This is a genomic window from Streptomyces sp. NPDC029152, from assembly GCF_055564355.1.
In genome coordinates this window covers 98,478-117,234 of the sequence record NZ_JBVHWR010000004.1, presented here as the reverse complement: position 1 = coordinate 117,234, position 18,757 = coordinate 98,478, and the positions used below count along the sequence as shown (strand labels likewise).

Below are 18,757 nucleotides of genomic sequence, written 5' to 3'. Positions count from 1 at the left end.
GCCCCCTGCTATGGTGCGCCGATGTCATCGATCAGGCAGGTCCAGGTCACCTTCGACTGCGCGGATCCGCAGCGTGTCGCTCGTTTCTGGTGCGAGGTGCTGGGGTACGTCGTCCCGCCGCCGCCGAAGGGATTCGCCACGTGGGACGACTACGACCGCTCGCAGCCGCCGAAGGAGCGGGGGGCGTGGTTCGCGTGCGGTGATCCCTCGGGCGTGGGCCCGCGACTGTTCTTCCAGCGCGTTCCCGAGGGGAAGACCGCCAAGAACCGGGTGCACCTCGACGTGCGGGCCGGCACGGGGCTCGTGGGAGAAGAGCGCCTGGCCGTTCTCGAGGCCGAGTGCGCACGACTGGTCGCGCTCGGCGCGGTCCACGTGCGAACCCTGTTCGCCGATGAGGACAACGAGTCGTGCATCGTGATGCAGGACGTCGAGGGCAACGAGTTCTGCCTCGACTGAGCATCCGCCGGGACGACGAGAACCGGGACGACGAGAAGGGGAGCCGCCGCCCTCGGGCCTCCCCGGGGCCGCCGCGGCCGGGACGCCACGGTCCTCGGCGGGAGGGGACCGGGCCCGCGCCAGGGCCCGCGTTCGGCCCAATCCCGAAGCCGGGCACGTCACCGCAGGTAGAAAACGGAGGCGGACGGGAATCGAACCCGCCTGCCCGAGATCCTCGGACACCTCGGTTTTGAAGACCGGGAGGGCCACCAGGCACCCACACGCCTCCACCGCCCGGCCAGGCTACACGGACATCCGGTCACCGTCCCGTCACCACCAAGGAGCACGGCATGACCTCGACGAGCGGGACCGCCGCACGCCTCACCCAGTACGCCCACGGCGGCGGCTGCGCCTGCAAGATCCCGCCCGGCGAACTCGAGGACATGCTCGGTCCGCCGGCCCGGACGCGGGTCACCGCGGGCGACACCCCGCTCCTGGTGGGGTCCGCCAGCGGCGACGACGCGGCCGTCGTCACCCTGCCCACGCCGCCCGGCGCCGCCGCACAGGCCGTGGTCTCCACGGCCGACTTCTTCACCCCGGTCGTCGACGACCCCTACGACTGGGGGCGCATCGCCGCCGCCAACGCGCTCTCCGACGTCTACGCGATGGGCGGCCGCCCCGTCCTCGCGGTCAACCTGCTGGCCTGGCCGCGCGACGTCCTGCCCCTCGAACTGGCCCGCGAGGTGCTGCGCGGCGGCCTGGACATCGCCACCGAGGCCGGCTGCCACGTGGGCGGCGGACACAGCGTCGACGACCCCGAACCGAAGTACGGCATGGCCGTCACCGGTCTGGCCGATCCCGCCCGGCTGCTGCGCAACGACGCGGGCCGTCCCGGTGTACCGCTGTCGCTGACCAAGCCCCTCGGCCTCGGTGTCCTGAACAACCGTCACAAGGCCACCGGCGAACGGTTCGAGCAGGCGGTGGCCACCATGACCGCGCTCAACCGGGACGCCGCCACCGCCGCCCTGGACGCCGGCGCGGTCTGCGCCACCGACGTCACCGGCTTCGGTCTCCTCGGCCACCTGCACAAACTGGCCCGCGCCTCCTCGGTGACCGCCGTGCTGGACACCGCCGCCGTGCCCTACCTGGACGGCGCGCGGGAGGCGGTGCGCGACGGCTACGTCAGCGGCGGCACCCGGCGCAACCTGGAGTGGGTGGCCCCGCACACCGACTTCGGGGACGCCGACGCCGACACCCGCCTCCTGCTGGCCGACGCCCAGACCTCGGGCGGGCTGCTCGTGGCCGGCGAAGTGCCGGGGGCGCCGGTGATCGGCGAACTGGTCGCACGCGGGCCGTACTCGGTCGTCCTGCGCTGACCGGCGGGCGCCCGCCGCGCCGGTCCGCGGGCGCCCGTCGTCACAGCTCCGTGCCGGTGTGCTCGTCGATGCCCGCGCGCGCCCGGTACTCCCGCACCAGCTCCAGGGCCGCCGGGCCCCGCGGACGCCGGCCCGGCCGGATGTCCACGGCCAGCGCCTTGGCCTCCTGGATGTGGGTGTTCGGGTCGAGGGACAGGTGCAGCAGCTCGTTGGCCGCGTCGCCCGTGCTGTAGCCGTTCGGGCCCCAGTGGTAGGGCAGTCCGACCTGGTGCAGGGTCCGGCCGTGCACGGTCAGCGGCGGCACGCGGTCGGTGACCAGCACCCGTGCCTCGATCACGCCGCGGGCGCTGACGACCGTCGCCCAGCCGGTGTGCTCCAGCGCGCGCTCGGCGGCCAGCTCGGGGGAGACCTCGCAGAAGAACTCCGGCTGCAGCTCCGCGAGATACGGCTGCCAGCGGGACATGCCGCCCGCCGTGTGGTGCTCGGTGAGCCGGTACGTGGTGGCGACGTACGGGTACACCTCGGAGCCGGGTGCGCCCGCGCTCGGCTGGTAGCGGTTGTCGGGGTGCGGGGGCAGCAGGTGCCGCACCGGGTTGCGCTGCCGGCCGTACAGCAGGTTGGGGAAGGGGGAGTCCTGCGGCTCGTAGTGCGCGGGCAGCGGCCCGTCGGTGAGGCCGGAGGGCGCGTACAGCCAGGCCTTGCCGTCGGCCTGCATGATGAACGCGTCGGTGCCCGACAGGGCCTCGGGCCCCGTGGCGTCCGGCGGCGGCACGTGGCCGGGGGACCTGTCGGGGGGGAAGTCCGGGACGTCGTGCCCCACCCACTTCTCCTGGCCCTCGTCCCACCACACCAGCGCCTTGCGCTCGCTCCACGGCCTGCCGTCCGGGTCGGCCGACGCGCGGTTGTACAGCACGCGGCGGTTGGCGGGCCACGCCCAGCCCCACTCGGCCGCCACCCAGTCCTGCTGCGCACCGGGCTTGCGGCGGGCGGCCTGGTTCACGCCGTCGGCGTGGACGCCGCAGTAGATCCAGCAGCCGCACACCGTGGAGCCGTCGTCGCTCAACTGCTCGTAGGAGGACAGGGGGACGCCCTCGGCGTCGTGGCCGTTGATCTCGGCGAGGACCGCCTCCGCGTCCGGCTCGGACAGCTCACCCTTGACCGGGTAGTCCCAGGTCAGGTCGATGAGCGGCCGGTCCGCCGGGTCGGTGGAGCCGGCGAGCCTGTGACGGATGATCCGGCCGAGGTGGTACGTGAACCACAGGTCGCTGCGCGCCTCGCCGGGCGGCCGGACCGCCTGGTGGTGCCACTGCAGCAGCCGCTGCGTGTTGGTGAAACTGCCGTCCTTCTCGGTGTGGGCGGCGGCCGGCAGGAAGAACACCTCGGTGCCGATGTCCTCCGTGCGCATCTCACCCGTCTCGATCTCCGGGCCGTCCTTCCACCAGGTCGCGGACTCGATGAGGGAGAAGTCCCGCACCACCAGCCAGTCCAGGTTCGCCATCCCGAGCCGCTGCATCTTGGCGTTGCCCGAGCCGACCGCCGGGTTCTCGCCCATCAGGAAGTAGCCCTTGCAGGTCCCCTCCAGCTGGGCCATGACCGTCTCGTACGTGGAGTGCGAGCCCGTCAGCCGCGGCAGGTAGTCGAAGCAGAAGTCGTTCTCCGCCGTCGCCGCGTCGCCCCAGTAGGCCTTCAGCAGGCTCACCAGGTAGGCGCGCATGTTGCCCCAGTAGCCCTTGCGGGCCGCCTCGCCCCGCACGAACGCGTCCAGGTCCTCCTGCCGGTGCGCGTGCGGCATCGGGATGTAGCCGGGCAGCAGGTTGAACAGGGTCGGGATGTCCGTGGAGCCCTGGATGGAGGCGTGCCCCCGCAGGGCCAGGATGCCGCCGCCGGGCCGGCCGATGTTGCCCAGCAGGCTCTGCAGCACGGAGGCCGCGCGGATGTACTGCACGCCCACCGTGTGCTGCGTCCAGCCGACCGCGTAGGCGAAGGCGGTGGTCCGCTCCCGGCCCGAGTTCTCCGTGACCAGCTCGCACACCTGCCGGAACAGGCCCTGCGGCACCCCGCAGATCCGCTCGACCATCTCCGGCGTGTAGCGGGCGTAGTGCCGCTTCAGCACCTGGAGGACGCAGCGCGGGTGCGTCATCGTCTCGTCCCGCTCGATCCCGCCCTCGCCGATGTCGGCGCCGCCCGAGCCGTGGGACTCGCCGCGCGCCGCCTCCGTCACCGAGGAGCCGCCGCCGGAGCGCTCGTCGTACTCCAGGTCCCGCTCGCCGGAGGCCGCCTGCATCTCCGTGCCCTCGTACTGCCAGCTGCCGTTGTCGTAGCTGCGGCTGTCGGGGTCGAGGCCGGAGAAGACGCCGTCGAGGTCCTCGGTGTCGCGGAAGTCCTCGCGCAGCACGACGGGACCGTTGGTGTAGGCGACCACGTAGTCGCGGAAGTACTTGTCCTCACTGAGGACGTGGTTGACGATCCCGCCGAGGAAGGCGATGTCCGAGCCCGCGCGCAGCGGCACGTGCACGTCGGCCAGCGCGCTGGTGCGGGTGAACCGCGGGTCGACGTGGATCACCTTCGCGCCCCGCGCCTTGGCCTCCATCACCCACTGGAACCCGACCGGATGGCACTCGGCCATGTTCGAGCCCTGGATGACGATGCAGTCCGCGTTCTGCAGGTCCTGCTGGAAGGTGGTCGCGCCGCCGCGGCCGAACGAGGTTCCCAGACCGGGAACGGTGGAGGAGTGTCAAATACGGGCCTGATTCTCGATCTGCACCGCGCCCAGGGCGGTGAACAGCTTCTTGATCAGGTAGTTCTCCTCGTTGTCCAGTGTCGCGCCGCCGAGGCTCGCGATGCCGAGCGTGCGGCGGGTGCGGGCCCCGTCGGCCTCCCACTGCCAGCCCGCGCGCCGTGCCTCGATGACCCGGTCGGCGATCATGTCCATCGCCGTGTCCAGGTCGAGGCGCTCCCAGTCGGTGCCGTGCGGGCGCCGGTACAGGACGTGCTGCTCGCGGGCGCCGCCCGTGGTCAGCTGGAGGCTCGCCGAACCCTTGGGGCACAGCCGGCCGCGGGAGACGGGGGAGTCGGGGTCGCCCTCGATCTGGGTGACGCGGCCGTCCTCGACGTACACGTTCTGGCCGCAGCCGACCGCGCAGTACGGACAGACGGACTTCACGACCTTGTCCGCCGAGGCGACCCGGGGGGTGAGCCGCGCGCTGGTCCCGCTCTTGGCGGCGGCGCCGCGGCCCAGGGGGTCGGTGCCCTTGAGCTGGCGGTAGACCGGCCAGGAGTCGATCCACGTGCGTACGCCCATGCCGTCCTCCGGACCTCTCTCGGTGCGTTCCGCCGGCCCGGGTGTCCCGTCTCCGGCGGTTCAATCTCCTTGCGGCGCCGTCCGGCGGACGGCGGTTCCCGCACACGGCGCGGACCGGTCAGCCCGTGCCGTCCGTGCCGTCCGTGCGATGCGCGCCGCGCGCGAGTCGCTCCCGCTGCGGTACGACGGTGTACTTCGGGTCCTCCGCCGAGGCCACCCCGGCGTGGAACACGCCGAACCGCAGGGCCGCGGAACCGGCCAGCAGCGCCGCCCCGGCCACCGCGGCCGTCCCACGGCGACGACCCGCCACGGCCGCCAGCGCGGCACCACCGGCCGTCAGGGCCTCCGCCCCGCGCAGCAGGGCGCGCGCCCTGCCGCGCTCGAACGGCTCGGCCACCATGCCCATCCGCCGTTTCATCAGCCGGAAGACGCCCAGTTCCAGTGCCGCGCCGAGCACCGCCGCCCGGCGCGCGGGCCCCGTCTGCGCCACCGGCACGCCGGCCAGCGCCAGCCCCGCCGCCGCGGTCGCCGCCGAACCGGCGAAGACGTACGGCAGCTCCCGGTGGCCCTCGTGCCAGGAGGGCACCGCGGTGTCCGAGACCAGCACGGCGGTGTACGTGGCGACCGCCGGGCCGAGCAAGGAGGCCGCCGCCGTGGCGGCGGCCCCGGCCGGCCGGCAGCGGCCGGTCACGTCGGCCGCCACGGCGGCCAGGGTGAGCGGGGCGTAACCGGCCAGCAGCCAGGACCCCACGTTCATCGGCGAGGTGGGCTTGAAGACGCGCAGCATGTTGAGGAACCGGGCGGGCCGGCCCAGGTCGTGCACGAGCGCGCCCAGCGACAGCGAGACGGCGCCCGCCGCTCCCAGCTTCGCCGTCCGCGCCAGCGCCGGACGCCCCGTGGCGTGCCCGCCGGCCGCCAGCAGGGACGACGCGCCCGCGAGCCCGCCCAGCCAGAGGTAGCCCGCGATGTCGAGGGCCGCCCACCTCGGCTTGTTCAGCACCGGCCTGCCGTAGTACGAGGAGAACTCGGCGTCCGGCACCATCGGTTGCTCACCGCGTCCACGGCGACGGCGGCGACGCCCGGCGTGCGCTCCCGTCGGAGCGTCCCGCCCGGGCAGCGCGCCCCGGACACCGTCGCGGGTGACGTCCGAACCGCTCATCGGGGCCTCCCGGCGAAGCTCACGGCGGCCATCGCGGCCAGCGCGGCGGCGGCCGCCGCCGCGTGCCGCCACATCGCGGGCAGGTCCTGGGTGGTGACCACCGGATCGGGCGGCAGCCCGTACACCTCCGGTTCGTCCAGCAGCAGGAAGAAGGCGCCGTCGCCGCCCACGCCGTCGTCCGGGCTCTCGCCGTACAACCGGGCGTCGGTCACCCCGGCCGCGTGCAGGTGCGCGACCCGGGCCGCCGCCCGCTCCCGCAGCTCGTCCAGCGGGCCGAACTGGATGGAGTCGGTCGGGCACGCCTTCGCGCAGGCCGGTTCCATGCCGACGCCGAGCCGGTCGTAGCACAGCGTGCACTTCCAGGCGCGTCCGTCGTCCTCGCGCTGGTCGATGACGCCGTACGGGCAGGCGGGCACGCAGTAGCCGCAGCCGTTGCAGACGTCCTCCTGCACGACCACCGTGCCGAACTCGGTGCGGAACAGGGAACCGGTGGGGCACACGTCCAGACACGCGGCGTGGGTGCAGTGCTTGCACACGTCGGAGGCCATGAGCCAGCGCAGCTCGGTGCGTCCGTCCGGTGCCACGGGGGAGATGCCGCCGGCCGGGGCCCCCGAGGGCGCCCGGCCCGGCGGGGGGCTGGTGGCACCGGGGCCGGGGGAGGAGGGCGAGGTGCCCAGGCTCCGGGCGGACTCGAACACGTCCACGTCCCCGTGACCGGTCCCCGGCTCCTGGCCGCCGAGCGGCTTGCGCTGCTCGATGAAGGCGACGTGCCGCCAGGTGTCGGCGCCGAGCCCCTGCGTGTTGTCGTAGGACGTGCCGGTGAACAGCAGACCGTCCTCCGGCACGGCGTTCCATTCCTTGCAGGCCACCTCGCAGGCCTTGCAGCCGATGCACACGGAGGTGTCGGTGAAGAAGCCGACGCGGGGCGGGGGGTCGGGGTGACCTGCCGCGGCCGCCACGTCCGGCTGCGGTCCGGAGATCCGGTGGGCGCGGGCCGCGCGTCCGCCGGTCCGGGCGGCGCCGGCGTTCTCCTCGGTCATGCCGTACCTCCACGCCCCTGCCGTTCGCGGCGTCCGGTTCCTCAGCCTGGGTGGCTCGGTGCCCTCCCGAGCCTGGCACGGGTGCCCGGGGCGCGCGCGTCCGAAGCGGCCGACGGGAGCTCCCGGGCCCGGGACGGCGAGCGGGCGCGCGTCGGGCGGCGCCGGGGGCCGGTGCCGCGCCGGCCGTCGTCGTGGGGCCGGACGTCGGTGGTGCGGCCCTGGAACCCCTCGGCCTGCCGCGTCATCACCGGCGCGGGCCGTCCCGGGCCGGGGCGGCCCCCGCGGCCGTGGCCCGGGAAGTGCCCGGCCCCGTGGCCGACGACGAGCGCCCGTTACGGCGCCCGGCTGCGCCAGGACCCGGAACGGGGGAGCGCGCAGGCGACCGTGGAGCAGCCCGGCGGCCGGCCGGTCCGGCGACGACTGCCCGCGCACGGCGGTCGCACCCCCTGTCGGCGGACCATGCGCAGGTGGCACCGTGTCCGGCGTGAGGGAAGCGGAGACGACGAGGAGCCCGGACATGCCGACGAACCACCACACGGACGACCCCCGGGCGCTGCGGGGCGTGCGGATCGCGGACTTCTCCCGCGTGCTGGCCGGGCCGTACGCCACGATGCTCCTCGCCGACCTGGGCGCCGAGGTCGTCAAGGTGGAACGGCCCGGCACCGGCGACGACACCCGGGCCTGGCGTCCGCCCGTCGACGCCCGCGGGACCTCCACGTACTTCCTGGGCGTCAACCGCAACAAGCGGTCCGTCGCCCTCGACCTGACCACCGACGAGGGACGCGAGCGGGCCCGCACGCTGATCGCCCGCTCGGACGTCGTGGTGGAGAACTTCCGCCCCGGCACCATGGAGAAGCTCGGGCTCGGCCCCGGGGAACTCCTCGCCGCCGACCCGCGGCTCGTCTACTGCTCCGTCACCGGCTTCGGCACCGGCGCCGGGGCGGCACTGCCCGGCTACGACCTCCTGGTGCAGGCGGTGGGCGGGCTGATGAGCGTCACGGGGGAACCCGACGGGGAGCCCCTCAAGACCGGCGTCGCCCTCGTCGACGTCATCACCGGGCTGCACGCGGTCGTCGGCATCCTGGCCGCGCTGCGCCACCGGGAGCGGACCGGCCGGGGACAGCTCGTCGAGGTCAGCCTGCTCGGTTCGCTGCTGTCGGCGATGGCCAACCAGTCCTCCGGTTACGTGTCCGCCGGCGTCGTCCCGGGACGGCTCGGCAACGCCCATCCGAGCATCGCCCCGTACGAGACCTTCCCCACGGCGGACCGTCCGATCGCCCTCGCGGTCGGCAACGACCGGCAGTTCGCCGCGCTGGCCGCGCTGCTGGGACGTCCGGAACTCGCCGAGGACGAGCGGTTCCGCACCAATCCCGGCCGCGTCGCCCACCGGAGCGAACTCCGCCCGCTCCTCCAGGAGCCGCTGCGCACCCGCACCGCCGACCACTGGGCCGGCGTCCTGCCCGCCGCCGGGGTGCCGGCCGGGCCGGTCAACGCCCTCGACGAGGCCTTCGCCTACGCCGAACGGCTGGGCGTCGAGGCCGTCGTGGACGTCGGGGGCACCCGCCAGGTGGCCCACCCGATCCGTCTCGGGGCCACGCCGGCGCAGTACCGGCTCGCACCGCCTGAGCTGGGCGAACACACCGATGAGGTGTTCCGCGCCGACGAAGGGCGCGATGCCTGACGGCGCCTCGGCGTGGCCGTGCGTCTGGCGCCCGGGCCCCTGGGTACCCTCCGCCGCATGGCGGTGGACAGAAGGACCGGGCCGCCGCGCCGGACGCCGGCGCGGCAGCGGACGAACCGCACCCTCGGACGGGCGCTGGCGCGGTGGGCGAGGACGACCGACCACAAGGTGATCGGGAACCTCTACATGACCACGTCGTTCGGTTTCTTCCTCTTCGGCGGCGTGCTGGCCATGCTGATGCGCACCGAACTCGCCCGCCCGGGGCTGCAGCTGTTCTCCGCCGAGCAGTACAACCAGCTCTTCACCGTGCACGGCACCGTCATGATGCTGCTGTTCGCGACCCCTTTGTTCGCCGGGTTCACCAACGCCGTCATGCCGCTGCAGATCGGCGCCCCCGACATGGCGTTCCCCCGGCTCAACGCGCTGTCGTACTGGATGTACCTGTTCGGCGGCCTGATGGTGGTGTCCGGATTCCTGACCCCGCAGGGGGCGGCCTCCTTCGGATGGTTCGCCTACGCGCCGCTGAACAGCGCCACGTTCACCCCGGGGCCGGGCGGCGACCTGTGGACCATGGGCCTGGTGGTGAGCGGTGTGTCGACCACGCTCAGCGCGGTCAACTTCATCACCACCATCGTGTGCCTGCGCGCGCCCGGCATGACCATGTTCCGGATGCCGATCTTCACCTGGAACGTGCTGTTCACGTCGATCCTGGTGCTGCCCGCCTTCCCCGTGCTCACGGCCGCCCTGTTCGCGCTGGAGGCCGACCGGAAGTTCGGCGCGCACATCTACGACCCCGCGAACGGCGGGGCGCTGCTGTGGCAGCACCTGTTCTGGTTCTTCGGGCACCCCGAGGTGTACATCGTCGCGCTGCCGTTCTTCGGCATCGTCTCCGAGATCATCCCGGTGTTCAGCCGCAAGCCGATCTTCGGCTACGTCAGCCTGATCGGCGCCACCATCGCCATCACCATGCTCTCCGCGGTGGTGTGGGCCCACCACATGTTCGCCACCGGGGCCGTGCTGCTGCCGTTCTTCTCGGTGATGTCGTTCCTGATCGCGGTGCCCACGGGCGTGAAGTTCTTCAACTGGATCGGCACGATGATCCGCGGCTCGCTGTCCTTCGAGACACCCATGCTGTGGTCGTGCGGCTTCCTGGTGACGTTCCTGCTCGGCGGCATGAGCGGCGTCCTCATCGCCTCACCGCCCCTGGACTTCCACCTGACGGACTCGTACTTCATCGTCGCCCATCTGCACTACGTGCTGTTCGGCACGGTCGTGTTCGCGATGTTCGCCGGCTTCTACTTCTGGTGGCCCAAGTTCACCGGCAAGCTCCTCGACGAACGCCTCGGGAGGATCCACTTCTGGACGCTCTTCGTCGGCTTCCAGACCACGTTCCTCGTCCAGCACTGGCTCGGCGAGCAGGGCATGCCGCGCCGCTACGCCGACTACCTGGCCGCGGACGGCTTCACCGCCCTCAACACCGTCAGCTCCGTCGGCGCCTTCCTGCTGGGCCTGTCCACGCTGCCGTTCCTCTACAACGTCTGGCGCACCCACCAGTACGGCGTCCGGGTGGAGCACGACGACCCCTGGGGCTACGGCCGTTCCCTCGAATGGGCCACCTCCTGCCCGCCCCCGCGCCACAACTTCACGTCGCTGCCCCGGGTGCGCTCCGAGTCCCCGGCGTTCGACCTGCACCACCCCGATATCACCCGACACGACCAGAGGCACGTGCAGTGAGGACCGAGTCCCGGCTGTTCACCGGTGTGGCCGTCTTCTTCGGCAGCGCCGCCGTTCTCTACGGCTGGTGGTCGACGGAGCCCGCCGGCACCGCCGCCCTGACCATCGCCTTCCTGATGGCCTCGCTCGTCGCGTTCTTCTTCCGCGTGCAGCACCACAAACGCGGTCCGCGGGCCCAGGACCTCGACGACGCCGAGGTCGCCGACTCCGCGGGGCCGCTGGACTTCTTCCCGCCGCACAGCCCCTGGCCGATCACGATCGCGCTGGGCGCCGTCGTCCTCGCCCTCGGCATCGTCTACGGCCTGTGGCTCGCCCTGATCGGCTTCGGGGTGGTCGCCTTCGCCGTCTCCGGGCTGGTCTTCCAGTACGCCCGCCGGGGCGTTCAGCGCTCCAGCCCGCCCGAGGGGGAAGGCTCCCGCTCCGGCTCCTCGGCGTCGACCCGGTCCCCGTAGTACCACTCGCTGAGCGTCGCCCGCAGCCGTCCGACGTGCGGTGCCTCGGCCTCGGCCTCAGGCACGGTCCGCGCGAGCGGCTCGGGTTCCCTCCGGGACCGCAGTACGTGCCGTTCCTCGGCGTCGAGCGGCTCGTGGCTCTCGGCGTAACCGCCCGCGAGGGTCTGCCGCAGCTCGCCCGTCTCCTCGCCCTCGGCCAGCCGTTCGCGGTCCGACTCCTGCATCGCCAGGCAGACCCGCTTGGTCACCATGAAGGCGGCCGGCGGCAGCACCACCAGGGAGATCCGGAACACCCACGTCAGCAGGTTCAGCGAGACGTCGAACGTGTGGGCGATGATGTCGTTGCCGCCCGCGGCGAGCAGCACCGCGTAGAAGACGCTCCCGGCGACTCCCAGACCGGTCCGCACCGGCTTGTCCCGGGGCCGGTCGCACAGGTGGTGCTCCTCGTGGTCCCCCGTCACCCACCGCTCGAAGAACGGGTACGCGTACAGCACGGCGAACAGGAGGAGCGGCAGGAGCACCGCCGGGACCAGCACGTTCCACATCAGGGTGTGCCCGGCCACCACCGTCTCGAAGGGCGGCATCAGGCGCAGCGAGCCCTCCAGGAAGCCGACGTACCAGTCCGGCTGCGAGCCCGTCGAGACGACGTCGGTGCGGTAGGGGCCGTACGTCCAGACGGGGTTGACCTGCGCCACCGCCGCGAGCACCGTCAGGACCCCGGACACCATGAGGAACAGGCCGGTCGAACTCGCCGCGAACTGCGGGAAGAGCGGCTTGCCGACGACGTTGCGGCCGGTGCGGCCCCGGCCCGCCCACTGGGTGTGCTTCAGGTAGAAGACCAGCACGAGGTGGAGGGTGACGAGCGCCAGCAGCAGCCCCGGGATCAGCAGGATGTGCACCGAGTACAACCGCGGGACGAAGTCGTGGCCGGGGTACTGGCCGCCGAACACGAACATGCTGACGTACGTCCCCACCACGGGGACGGACAGCATGATGCCCTGCGCGATGCGCAGCCCCGTCCCGGACAGCAGGTCGTCGGGGAGCGAGTAGCCGGCGAAGCCCTCGGCGAGCGCCAGCAGGAACAGCGTGACGCCGATCAGCCAGTTGACCTCACGCGGACGGCGGAACGCGCCCGTGAAGAAGATCCGCAGCAGGTGCACCCCGATGGCCGACAGGAACACCAGGGCCGCCCAGTGGTGCAGCTGCCGGATCAGCAGCCCGCCGCGCACGTCGAAACTGATGTCCAGCGTCGAGCGGTACGCCTCCGACATGCGCACCCCGAGCAGCGGCCGGTAGGAGCCGGCGTAGTCGATCTCCGTCATCGACGGATGGAAGAAGAGGGTCAGCCAGACCCCGGTCAGCAGCAGGACGACGAAGCTGTAGAGGGCGATCTCGCCCAGCAGGAAGGACCAGTGCTCGGGGAAGGCCTTGCGCAGCAGCCCCCCGCCCTCGGACACGGGCAGCCGTCCGTCGGCCCAGTCGGCGGTGCGTTCGGCCGCGTGGCGGGCCCGCGCTCCGGCGCGGGCCCTTCTCCTCTTCGACAGCACGGCGCATGGGTTCCCCGGTGTCCGTGCCGGAAACTACCTCCGTGTCACCGCGGCGTCACGTACGGTCCCCCTTCGGCTTGCCCCGCTGGTCCGGCGTGCCGTGCGGGGGCGGGCCGAACGGCTGGGGGGAGGTCGCCGGCGTCACGGGAGAGCCCTTGTGGCCCTGGCCCTGCTCCGGGCGCAGCGCGCCGGGGTCGCCCGAGGACGGCTCGGCACCGGACTTCAACTGCTCCAGACGGGTGGCCAGCAGCTCCGTCACCGGAACGCGGTCGGCGTGCGAGCGTTCGTACGCCAGCAGTTCCTCCACCTGGTCCACGTCCAGCGACCGGATGCGGCTCTCCAGACCGCCGATCGGCAGGTGGTCGTAGTCGGGCAGCGGCAGGGTGTCGCGGGCGGGATCCGTCATGGTTCTCACTTCCCTCTGTACGACGGCCCGGGCGCGGCGGTGTCAGGATGCGCCCGGGCCCCTTCGAAGCCGTGCCGGGCCCCGTGGGACGGGACGGCGGACGGGTCAGCGCGCACCCCCCGGGCCGCCGCCGCCGAACGAACCGCTGGTGCCCTCGTCCCACCGCGGCCGGTCCTGACCGGACGCGGTGCGGCTGCCCTGGTGCCGGAGCTCGTGCGGCAGCGTCCGGTCGTCGCTCCTGGGCATCTCCTCGGGCTCCCGGTTCTCCAGGACCTCGCGGACGGGTCCGCCCTCCGGCATGCGGGGCTGCTCCTCGGGGAGGGGCGGCGGGGGCTCCCTGCGCTTCAAGCGGCTGCCGAAGACGAAGGCGCCGATCAGTACCGCCACCACCACGACGGCCGCCACCACCAGCCAGACGCCGGCGGCGCCGGAGCCCGCGGCCATGTCCATCGTTGCGCTAGTCATGGAGCGCGGGTACCCCCGGCGGACCCGGACAAGCAGGCCGGCTCGACCGCGCGCCGTCGGGTCCCCGCCTCCGGCGCGTCGTCGGAGGCCCGGCGACGCACCGGGAAAAACGGGCCACACCCCTTGGGAACACGGGCCTGCGGGGGTTTGGCGCCGGTCACGGCGGCAACCCGCGCGGTGTGACATCGACGACTTCCCAGCAGGAACTGTTCCGCTTCCTGGAGGACCGCTTCGCATGCGCACAGGCGTGCACCGAGTGCGCACGGGCGTGCGCGCTGCGGGCGAGCCTGGTGGACCCGGACGGGACCGAGCACCAGGAACTCGTACGGCGCAAGGGCATCATGTGCGCGGAGGTGTGCGACGCCACCTGCCGGGTGCTGTCCGAGCAGAACCAGGTGGACGAGACCGCGATCCGCGTCCAGCTGGAGTGGTGCATGCAGGTGTGCCTGGAGAGCGCACGTCTTCGACAAGCAGCCGGGCGCCGAGGACAGCGCCGAGGCGTGCCGGGCCTGCGCCCGGGCCTGCGGAGAGTTCCTCGCCACGCTGCGCTGAGCCGCCCGGACGGCACGGACCCGGTGCCGCGGGGCGCCCCGCCCCGGCCCCGTACGCGGCCTGACGGCCTGCCGCCTGCCGCATCCGGCGTACCCGCACCTGCGCCCGTGCGGCCACGGGCGCTACGGCGGGCCGGCTCCCGCACCCGCCACCGCCACCCGCCGGCCGCGTGCCCCGGCGGTCGGACCGCACGGGTTCCCGCACGTCCGCGGCCCGCGCCCCGTTCCAAACGCCCCCGGCCCGACCCGGCCGGGCACGGGTCCGGCACCGTACAAACCCGGGTCATGAGCCGTCATACTGGACCGGCCAGGGGAGGGCGGGGCGGACTGAACCACGGGGGCGGGTGCGGTGATGGGGGAGAGCACGCTGATCCAGGGCCGGTACCGGTTGCTCGACCGGATCGGGCGCGGCGGCATGGGCGAGGTGTGGCGGGCGCGGGACGAGTCGCTGGGACGGCGCGTCGCGGTGAAGTGCCTCAAGCCACTGGGCACGCAGCACGACCAGTCCTTCACCCGCGTGCTGCGGGAGCGGTTCCGGCGCGAGGCCCGGGTGGCCGCCGCGCTCCAGCACCGCGGGGTGACCGTCGTGCACGACTTCGGCGAGTACGACGGCGTGCTCTTCCTGGTCATGGAACTGCTGGAGGGCCGCGACCTCAGCCGGCTGCTGGAGGACAACAGGCACCACCCGCTGCCGGTCGCCGACGTCCTGGACATCGCCGAACAGGTCGCCGCCGCGCTCGCCCACACGCACGAACAGGGCATCGTGCACCGTGACCTGAAACCCGCCAACATCGTGCGCCTGGCCGACGGCACCGTGAAGATCTGCGACTTCGGCATCGCCAGGCTCGGCCACGACGTCGGGTTCACCGCCCGCCTGACCGGCACCGGCATCGCCATGGGCACCCCGCACTACATGTCGCCCGAGCAGATCGGCGGCGACGAGGTCGACCGGCGCAGTGACCTGTACTCGCTGGGCTGCGTGCTCTACGAGATCGCCACCGGCGTCCCGCCCTTCGACCTCGACGACGCGTGGGCCGTCCTCGTCGGCCACCGCGACACCGAGCCCGAGCCGCCGCGCCGGCACCGCCCCGAACTGCCCGGGCACCTGGAGCGGCTCGTCCTGGACCTGCTGGCCAAACAGCCCGGGCAGCGGCCGCAGGACGCCCGCGAAGTGGTCCGCCGGCTCACCGCGCACCACGCGGCGCCGGGGTACGCGCCGGCCGTGGTGGCGCTCCGGGCCGCCGCGCGGACGCCGGAACCGGTCGGGGGCGGGGCCGCCCCGCCGTCCTGGTCCCACGGCACGGCCCCCGGGCCCGAGGCGGCCGGCACCGGGCCGTGCCCCACGCCCCCGGAGCCCGCGGCAGGGCCGTCCGGGGACGGGGGCCCGCGCCCCGCCGGTGACGAGGCGGCGGCACCCGCGCCCGGCGAGCGGCCCGGCCCGGTGCCGGAGGCCCTGACCGCGCTGGCCGAACGGCACGACGCCGCGCTGAGCCTCGGCCGGCTCGGCCGCTGGAAGGAGGCGGCGCGGCTGCACCGGGCCGTGGCCGGCGAACGCGAGCGCCTGCTGGGCCCCGACCATCCCGACACCCTCGCCAGCCGCTACGAGATCGCCTTCACCCTCAGCCGCACCGGCCGCGCCGCCGACGCGCTGCGCGCGTACAAACGCGTGGCCGAGGCACGGATCCGGACCCTGGGCGCCGACCACGCCGACACGCTCGCCGTGCGCCAGGAGATGGCGTACGTCCTGGGCAGGCTGGGCCGGTACGCCGACGCCCACCAGGTCTACACGGCCGTGCTCGCCGCCCGGGAGCGCACCATGGGCGCCGATCACCCCGACACCCTGCGCTGCCGTCACAACCTCGCCTTCAACCTCGGCCGGCTCGGCCGCCCCGAGGACGCCCACCGCATGGCCCGCGAGGTCGCCGGGGCCCGCGCCCGGATCCTCGGGCCCGATCACCCCGACACCCTGGTCACCCGCTACGAGGTGGCCTACGCGCTCGGCCGGCTCGGCCGCTGGCGGGAAGCCCTCGAGACCTACCGCGAGGTCGCCGACGCCCGTGCCCGGGCCCTCGGCCCGGACCACCCCGACACCCTCGCCGCCCGCTACGAGTCGGGCATCTGCCTCGGCCGCCTCGGGCGCAGCGCCGAGGCGCTGACGCTCTACGCCGCGCTGATCGGCGACCGCACCCGCGTCCAGGGCCCCGAGCATCCCGAGACCCTGCGCGCCCGGCACGGCCTCGGGGTCAACCTCGGGCGCCTCGGCCGCTGAGAGGAGGCGCTCACGACGGCGCGCGAGGTCCGGGCGATCCGCGAGCGGGTCCTCGGGCCCGACCACCCCGACACCCTGGTCAGCCGCCGGGAGGTCGCCGTGGGCCTCGGCTGGCTGGGCCGCTGGTCCGCCGCCCTGACCGAGTACCGCGAGGTCGCGGCCGCCCGGGAACGCGTCCTCGGGCCCGACCACCCCGACACCCTCGCGAGCCGTGACGACGAGGCGCACTGCCTGGAGCGGCTGGGCCGGGCGCCGGAGGCGGTGGAGCTCTACCGCAGGGCGGCGGTCCTCCGACGGGCCGGGTCCGGCTGAGCCGCCTGCCGCCTGCCGCCTGCCGCTTGCCGCCTGCCCCTGCGGCCTGCCGGCCGTGGTGCGCAGCGCGCCGGTCCGGAGGCCGCGCCGCGCCGTCCGCCCGGGAACGCCCGGGCACCGGCCGCCCCGGTCCACCCCTGGCACCCCGGGATCACCACGTGCTACCAAGAGCCATGACCCCACCCCGCGCATCCCGCGCCTACGACGCCGTCATCGTCGGCGGCGGCCACAACGGGCTGGTCGCCGCCGCCTACCTGGCCCGCGCCGGGCGCTCCGTGCTGGTGCTGGAGCGGCTCGGCCACACCGGGGGCGCGGCCGTGTCCACCCGGCCGTTCGCCGGGGTCGACGCGCGGCTGTCCCGGTACTCGTACCTGGTCAGCCTGCTGCCCCGGAAGATCGTGCGCGACCTCGGCCTCGGCTTCCGGGTGCGCGGCCGCACCGTCTCCTCGTACACGCCGGTCCACCGGGACGGCCGGCCCACCGGACTGCTCGTCGGCGGGGGCGAGCGGCGCACCCGGGAGTCGTTCGCCGCGCTCACCGGCTCGGACCGGGAGTACGCGGCCTGGCGGAGGTTCTACGGCATGACCGGCCACGTCGCCCAGCGGGTCTTCCCGACCCTCACCGAGCCGCTGCCCACCCGGGAGGAGCTGCGCCGCCGGATCGACGACGAGGACGCCTGGCGGGCGCTGTTCGAGGAGCCGATCGGCGTCGCGATCGAGGAGCACTTCGCGGACGACCTGGTGCGGGGCGTGGCCCTCACCGACGCGCTGATCGGCACCTTCGCCGACGCCCACGACCCCGCCCTGAGCCAGAACCGCTGCTTCCTGTACCACGTGATCGGCGGCGGCACCGGCGCCTGGGACGTGCCGGTCGGCGGCATGGGCGCCCTCACCGACGCGCTGGCCGGCGCGGCCCGGGCCGCGGGCGCCGTGCTCGCCACCGGACACGAGGCGGTGCGCGTCGACACGGACGGCAGAACGGCCGAGGTCGCCCACCGGTCGGCGGACGGCGAGGGCGTCGCCGTCGCGCGCCACGTCCTGGTGAACGCCTCCCCGCGGGAGCTGGCGGCCCTGACCGGCCAGGCGCCGCCCCCGCCCGCCGAGGGCGCCCAGCTCAAGGTGAACATGCTGCTGAAGCGCCTGCCGGCGCTGCGCGACCCCGCGGTCGACCCGCGCGAGGCCTTCGCGGGGACCTTCCACATCGCGGAGGGCTACGAGCAGCTGGCAGGCGCGTACGCGCGGGCCGCGGCCGGTGACCTGCCCGCCGCCCCGCCCTCGGAGATCTACTGCCACTCGCTGACCGACCCCACGATCCTCGCCCCCGACCTCGCCGAGCGGGGCCTGCACACCCTCACCCTGTTCGGGCTCCACACCCCCGCCCGGCTCTTCGCCCGGGACAACGACGCCGTCCGCGAGGAACTGCTGAAGTCGACACTCGCCCAGCTCGACGCCCACCTGGCCGAACCCCTCGCGGACTGTCTGGCGACCGACGCCGAGGGGCGGCCCTGCGTCGAGGCGAGATCGCCGCTGGACCTGGACCGCGACCTCCGGCTGCCCGGCGGCCACATCTTCCACCGCGAGCTGTCCTGGCCCCACGCGGCCGAGGGCACCGGCCGCTGGGGCGTGGAGACGGGGCAGGCCAACGTCCTGCTGTGCGGGGCGGGGGCGGTGCGCGGAGGAGGGGTCAGCGGGGTGCCGGGCCACAACGCCGCGATGGCCGTGCTGGAACGGACCGGAGGGTGACCGGTGCATGCGCCGGACCGGGCCGGGTACCGCGACATGACGGAAATTCCGTACATGCGACCAGCGTGACAAGGAGCCTGCCATGGCGGACCTGAGCCCCATCGACCTGCAGAAGGCCCTCAGCGGCATGGACTACCCGGCGGACAGGAAGGCGCTCGTCGACTGCGCCCGCAGGAACAAGGCGGACGACAAGGTCGTCAGCCGCCTCGACGGCCTGAAGGAGAACAGCTTCGACGGGCCGAACGAGGTGCAGAAGGCCGTGTTCAACGGGTAGCGGACCCGTCCGC

General features: G+C 73.9%; 13 protein-coding genes, 1 tRNA gene and 2 pseudogenes. 9 read left to right on the top strand and 7 right to left on the bottom strand.

All coding sequences use genetic code 11. The features are described from left to right. Positions 1-21: 21 nt before the first annotated feature. Entirely contained in the window at positions 22-456 is a 435-nt protein-coding gene (locus tag ACZ4V6_RS09965) for a VOC family protein (RefSeq protein WP_467824596.1), read from the top strand. Positions 457-631: 175 nt separating this feature from the next. On the opposite strand, the gene ACZ4V6_RS09960 is transcribed toward ACZ4V6_RS09965, so the two are convergent. Beyond that, positions 632-724 (bottom strand) — tRNA-Sec (locus ACZ4V6_RS09960). Between the two features lie 61 nt (positions 725-785). Between ACZ4V6_RS09960 and selD the strand changes: the two genes are divergently transcribed. Beyond that, positions 786-1,811 (top strand): selenide, water dikinase SelD, encoded by a 1,026-nt coding sequence (selD, locus tag ACZ4V6_RS09955; protein WP_467824594.1) that lies wholly within the window; start codon positions 786-788, stop codon positions 1,809-1,811. Positions 1,812-1,851: 40 nt separating this feature from the next. Here selD and fdh read toward each other — a convergent pair whose 3' ends face one another. The 3 genes from fdh to ACZ4V6_RS09940 all read right to left on the bottom strand — a co-directional run bounded on the left by fdh (position 1,852) and on the right by ACZ4V6_RS09940 (position 7,311). Beyond that, on the bottom strand, positions 1,852-5,112 hold the full coding sequence (gene fdh, locus ACZ4V6_RS09950) for a formate dehydrogenase (protein WP_467824592.1): 3,261 nt from the start codon (positions 5,110-5,112) through the stop codon (positions 1,852-1,854). A 118-nt stretch (positions 5,113-5,230) separates the two neighbouring features. Then, positions 5,231-6,271 carry an NrfD/PsrC family molybdoenzyme membrane anchor subunit gene (nrfD, locus tag ACZ4V6_RS09945; RefSeq protein ID WP_467824589.1) on the bottom strand — a complete coding sequence of 347 codons (1,041 nt, stop codon included), beginning with the start codon at positions 6,269-6,271 and terminating at the stop codon, positions 5,231-5,233. After that, positions 6,268-7,311, bottom strand: coding sequence for a 4Fe-4S dicluster domain-containing protein (locus ACZ4V6_RS09940; protein WP_467824588.1), 1,044 nt, complete (start codon positions 7,309-7,311; stop codon positions 6,268-6,270). Before ACZ4V6_RS09940 ends, nrfD begins: the two co-directional genes overlap by 4 nt. Positions 7,312-7,828: 517 nt before the next feature. Here ACZ4V6_RS09940 and ACZ4V6_RS09935 point away from each other — a divergent pair. The 3 genes from ACZ4V6_RS09935 to ACZ4V6_RS09925 are packed head-to-tail and all read left to right on the top strand — an operon-like array spanning position 7,829 to position 11,178. Continuing rightward, the gene (locus ACZ4V6_RS09935) at positions 7,829-8,992 is read left to right on the top strand and encodes a CaiB/BaiF CoA transferase family protein (protein WP_467824585.1); all 1,164 of its coding nucleotides are present in this window, start codon (positions 7,829-7,831) and stop codon (positions 8,990-8,992) included. A 57-nt stretch (positions 8,993-9,049) separates the two neighbouring features. Then, on the top strand, positions 9,050-10,726 hold the full coding sequence (gene ctaD, locus ACZ4V6_RS09930) for an aa3-type cytochrome oxidase subunit I (RefSeq protein ID WP_467824583.1): 1,677 nt from the start codon (positions 9,050-9,052) through the stop codon (positions 10,724-10,726). Further along, a complete protein-coding gene (locus ACZ4V6_RS09925; RefSeq protein WP_467824581.1) occupies positions 10,723-11,178 on the top strand; it encodes a cytochrome c oxidase subunit 4 in 456 nt (151 codons plus the stop codon). Before ctaD ends, ACZ4V6_RS09925 begins: the two co-directional genes overlap by 4 nt. On the opposite strand, the gene qcrB is transcribed toward ACZ4V6_RS09925, so the two are convergent. The 3 genes from qcrB to ACZ4V6_RS09910 form a co-directional block, all read right to left on the bottom strand. After that, positions 11,109-12,725 carry a cytochrome bc1 complex cytochrome b subunit gene (gene qcrB / locus ACZ4V6_RS09920; protein WP_467824579.1) on the bottom strand — a complete coding sequence of 539 codons (1,617 nt, stop codon included), beginning with the start codon at positions 12,723-12,725 and terminating at the stop codon, positions 11,109-11,111. The genes ACZ4V6_RS09925 and qcrB overlap by 70 nt on opposite strands. Before the next feature lie 55 nt (positions 12,726-12,780). Further along, the gene (locus tag ACZ4V6_RS09915) at positions 12,781-13,131 is read right to left on the bottom strand and encodes a DUF8129 domain-containing protein (RefSeq protein WP_467824578.1); all 351 of its coding nucleotides are present in this window, start codon (positions 13,129-13,131) and stop codon (positions 12,781-12,783) included. Between the two features lie 105 nt (positions 13,132-13,236). Then, positions 13,237-13,596, bottom strand: coding sequence for a DUF6479 family protein (locus tag ACZ4V6_RS09910; protein ID WP_467824576.1), 360 nt, complete (start codon positions 13,594-13,596; stop codon positions 13,237-13,239). A gap of 179 nt (positions 13,597-13,775) precedes the next feature. Here ACZ4V6_RS09910 and ACZ4V6_RS09905 point away from each other — a divergent pair. From ACZ4V6_RS09905 to ACZ4V6_RS09890, 4 genes and pseudogenes are all read left to right on the top strand, one after another. Further along, positions 13,776-14,148 (top strand): annotated as a pseudogene (locus ACZ4V6_RS09905) (four-helix bundle copper-binding protein). A 351-nt stretch (positions 14,149-14,499) separates the two neighbouring features. Beyond that, positions 14,500-16,728 (top strand): annotated as a pseudogene (locus ACZ4V6_RS09900) (serine/threonine-protein kinase). Between the two features lie 173 nt (positions 16,729-16,901). Then, on the top strand, positions 16,902-18,470 hold the full coding sequence (locus ACZ4V6_RS09895; protein ID WP_467824573.1) for a phytoene desaturase family protein: 1,569 nt from the start codon (positions 16,902-16,904) through the stop codon (positions 18,468-18,470). Positions 18,471-18,552: 82 nt separating this feature from the next. Then, positions 18,553-18,744, top strand: coding sequence for a DUF2795 domain-containing protein (locus ACZ4V6_RS09890; protein WP_467824571.1), 192 nt, complete (start codon positions 18,553-18,555; stop codon positions 18,742-18,744). Positions 18,745-18,757 lie beyond the last annotated feature (13 nt).

Bases quoted from the DNA above. Each gene is read 5' to 3' on its own strand.
- ACZ4V6_RS09965 (WP_467824596.1), top strand. From the start codon at position 22: ATGTCATCGATCAGGCAGGTCCAGGTCACCTTCGACTGCGCGGATCCG.
- selD (WP_467824594.1), top strand. From the start codon at position 786: ATGACCTCGACGAGCGGGACCGCCGCACGCCTCACCCAGTACGCCCAC.
- nrfD (WP_467824589.1), bottom strand. From the start codon at position 6,271: ATGAGCGGTTCGGACGTCACCCGCGACGGTGTCCGGGGCGCGCTGCCC.
- ACZ4V6_RS09940 (WP_467824588.1), bottom strand. From the start codon at position 7,311: ATGACCGAGGAGAACGCCGGCGCCGCCCGGACCGGCGGACGCGCGGCC.
- ACZ4V6_RS09935 (WP_467824585.1), top strand. From the start codon at position 7,829: ATGCCGACGAACCACCACACGGACGACCCCCGGGCGCTGCGGGGCGTG.
- ctaD (WP_467824583.1), top strand. From the start codon at position 9,050: ATGGCGGTGGACAGAAGGACCGGGCCGCCGCGCCGGACGCCGGCGCGG.
- ACZ4V6_RS09915 (WP_467824578.1), bottom strand. From the start codon at position 13,131: ATGACGGATCCCGCCCGCGACACCCTGCCGCTGCCCGACTACGACCAC.
- ACZ4V6_RS09910 (WP_467824576.1), bottom strand. From the start codon at position 13,596: ATGACTAGCGCAACGATGGACATGGCCGCGGGCTCCGGCGCCGCCGGC.
- ACZ4V6_RS09895 (WP_467824573.1), top strand. From the start codon at position 16,902: ATGACCCCACCCCGCGCATCCCGCGCCTACGACGCCGTCATCGTCGGC.
- ACZ4V6_RS09890 (WP_467824571.1), top strand. From the start codon at position 18,553: ATGGCGGACCTGAGCCCCATCGACCTGCAGAAGGCCCTCAGCGGCATG.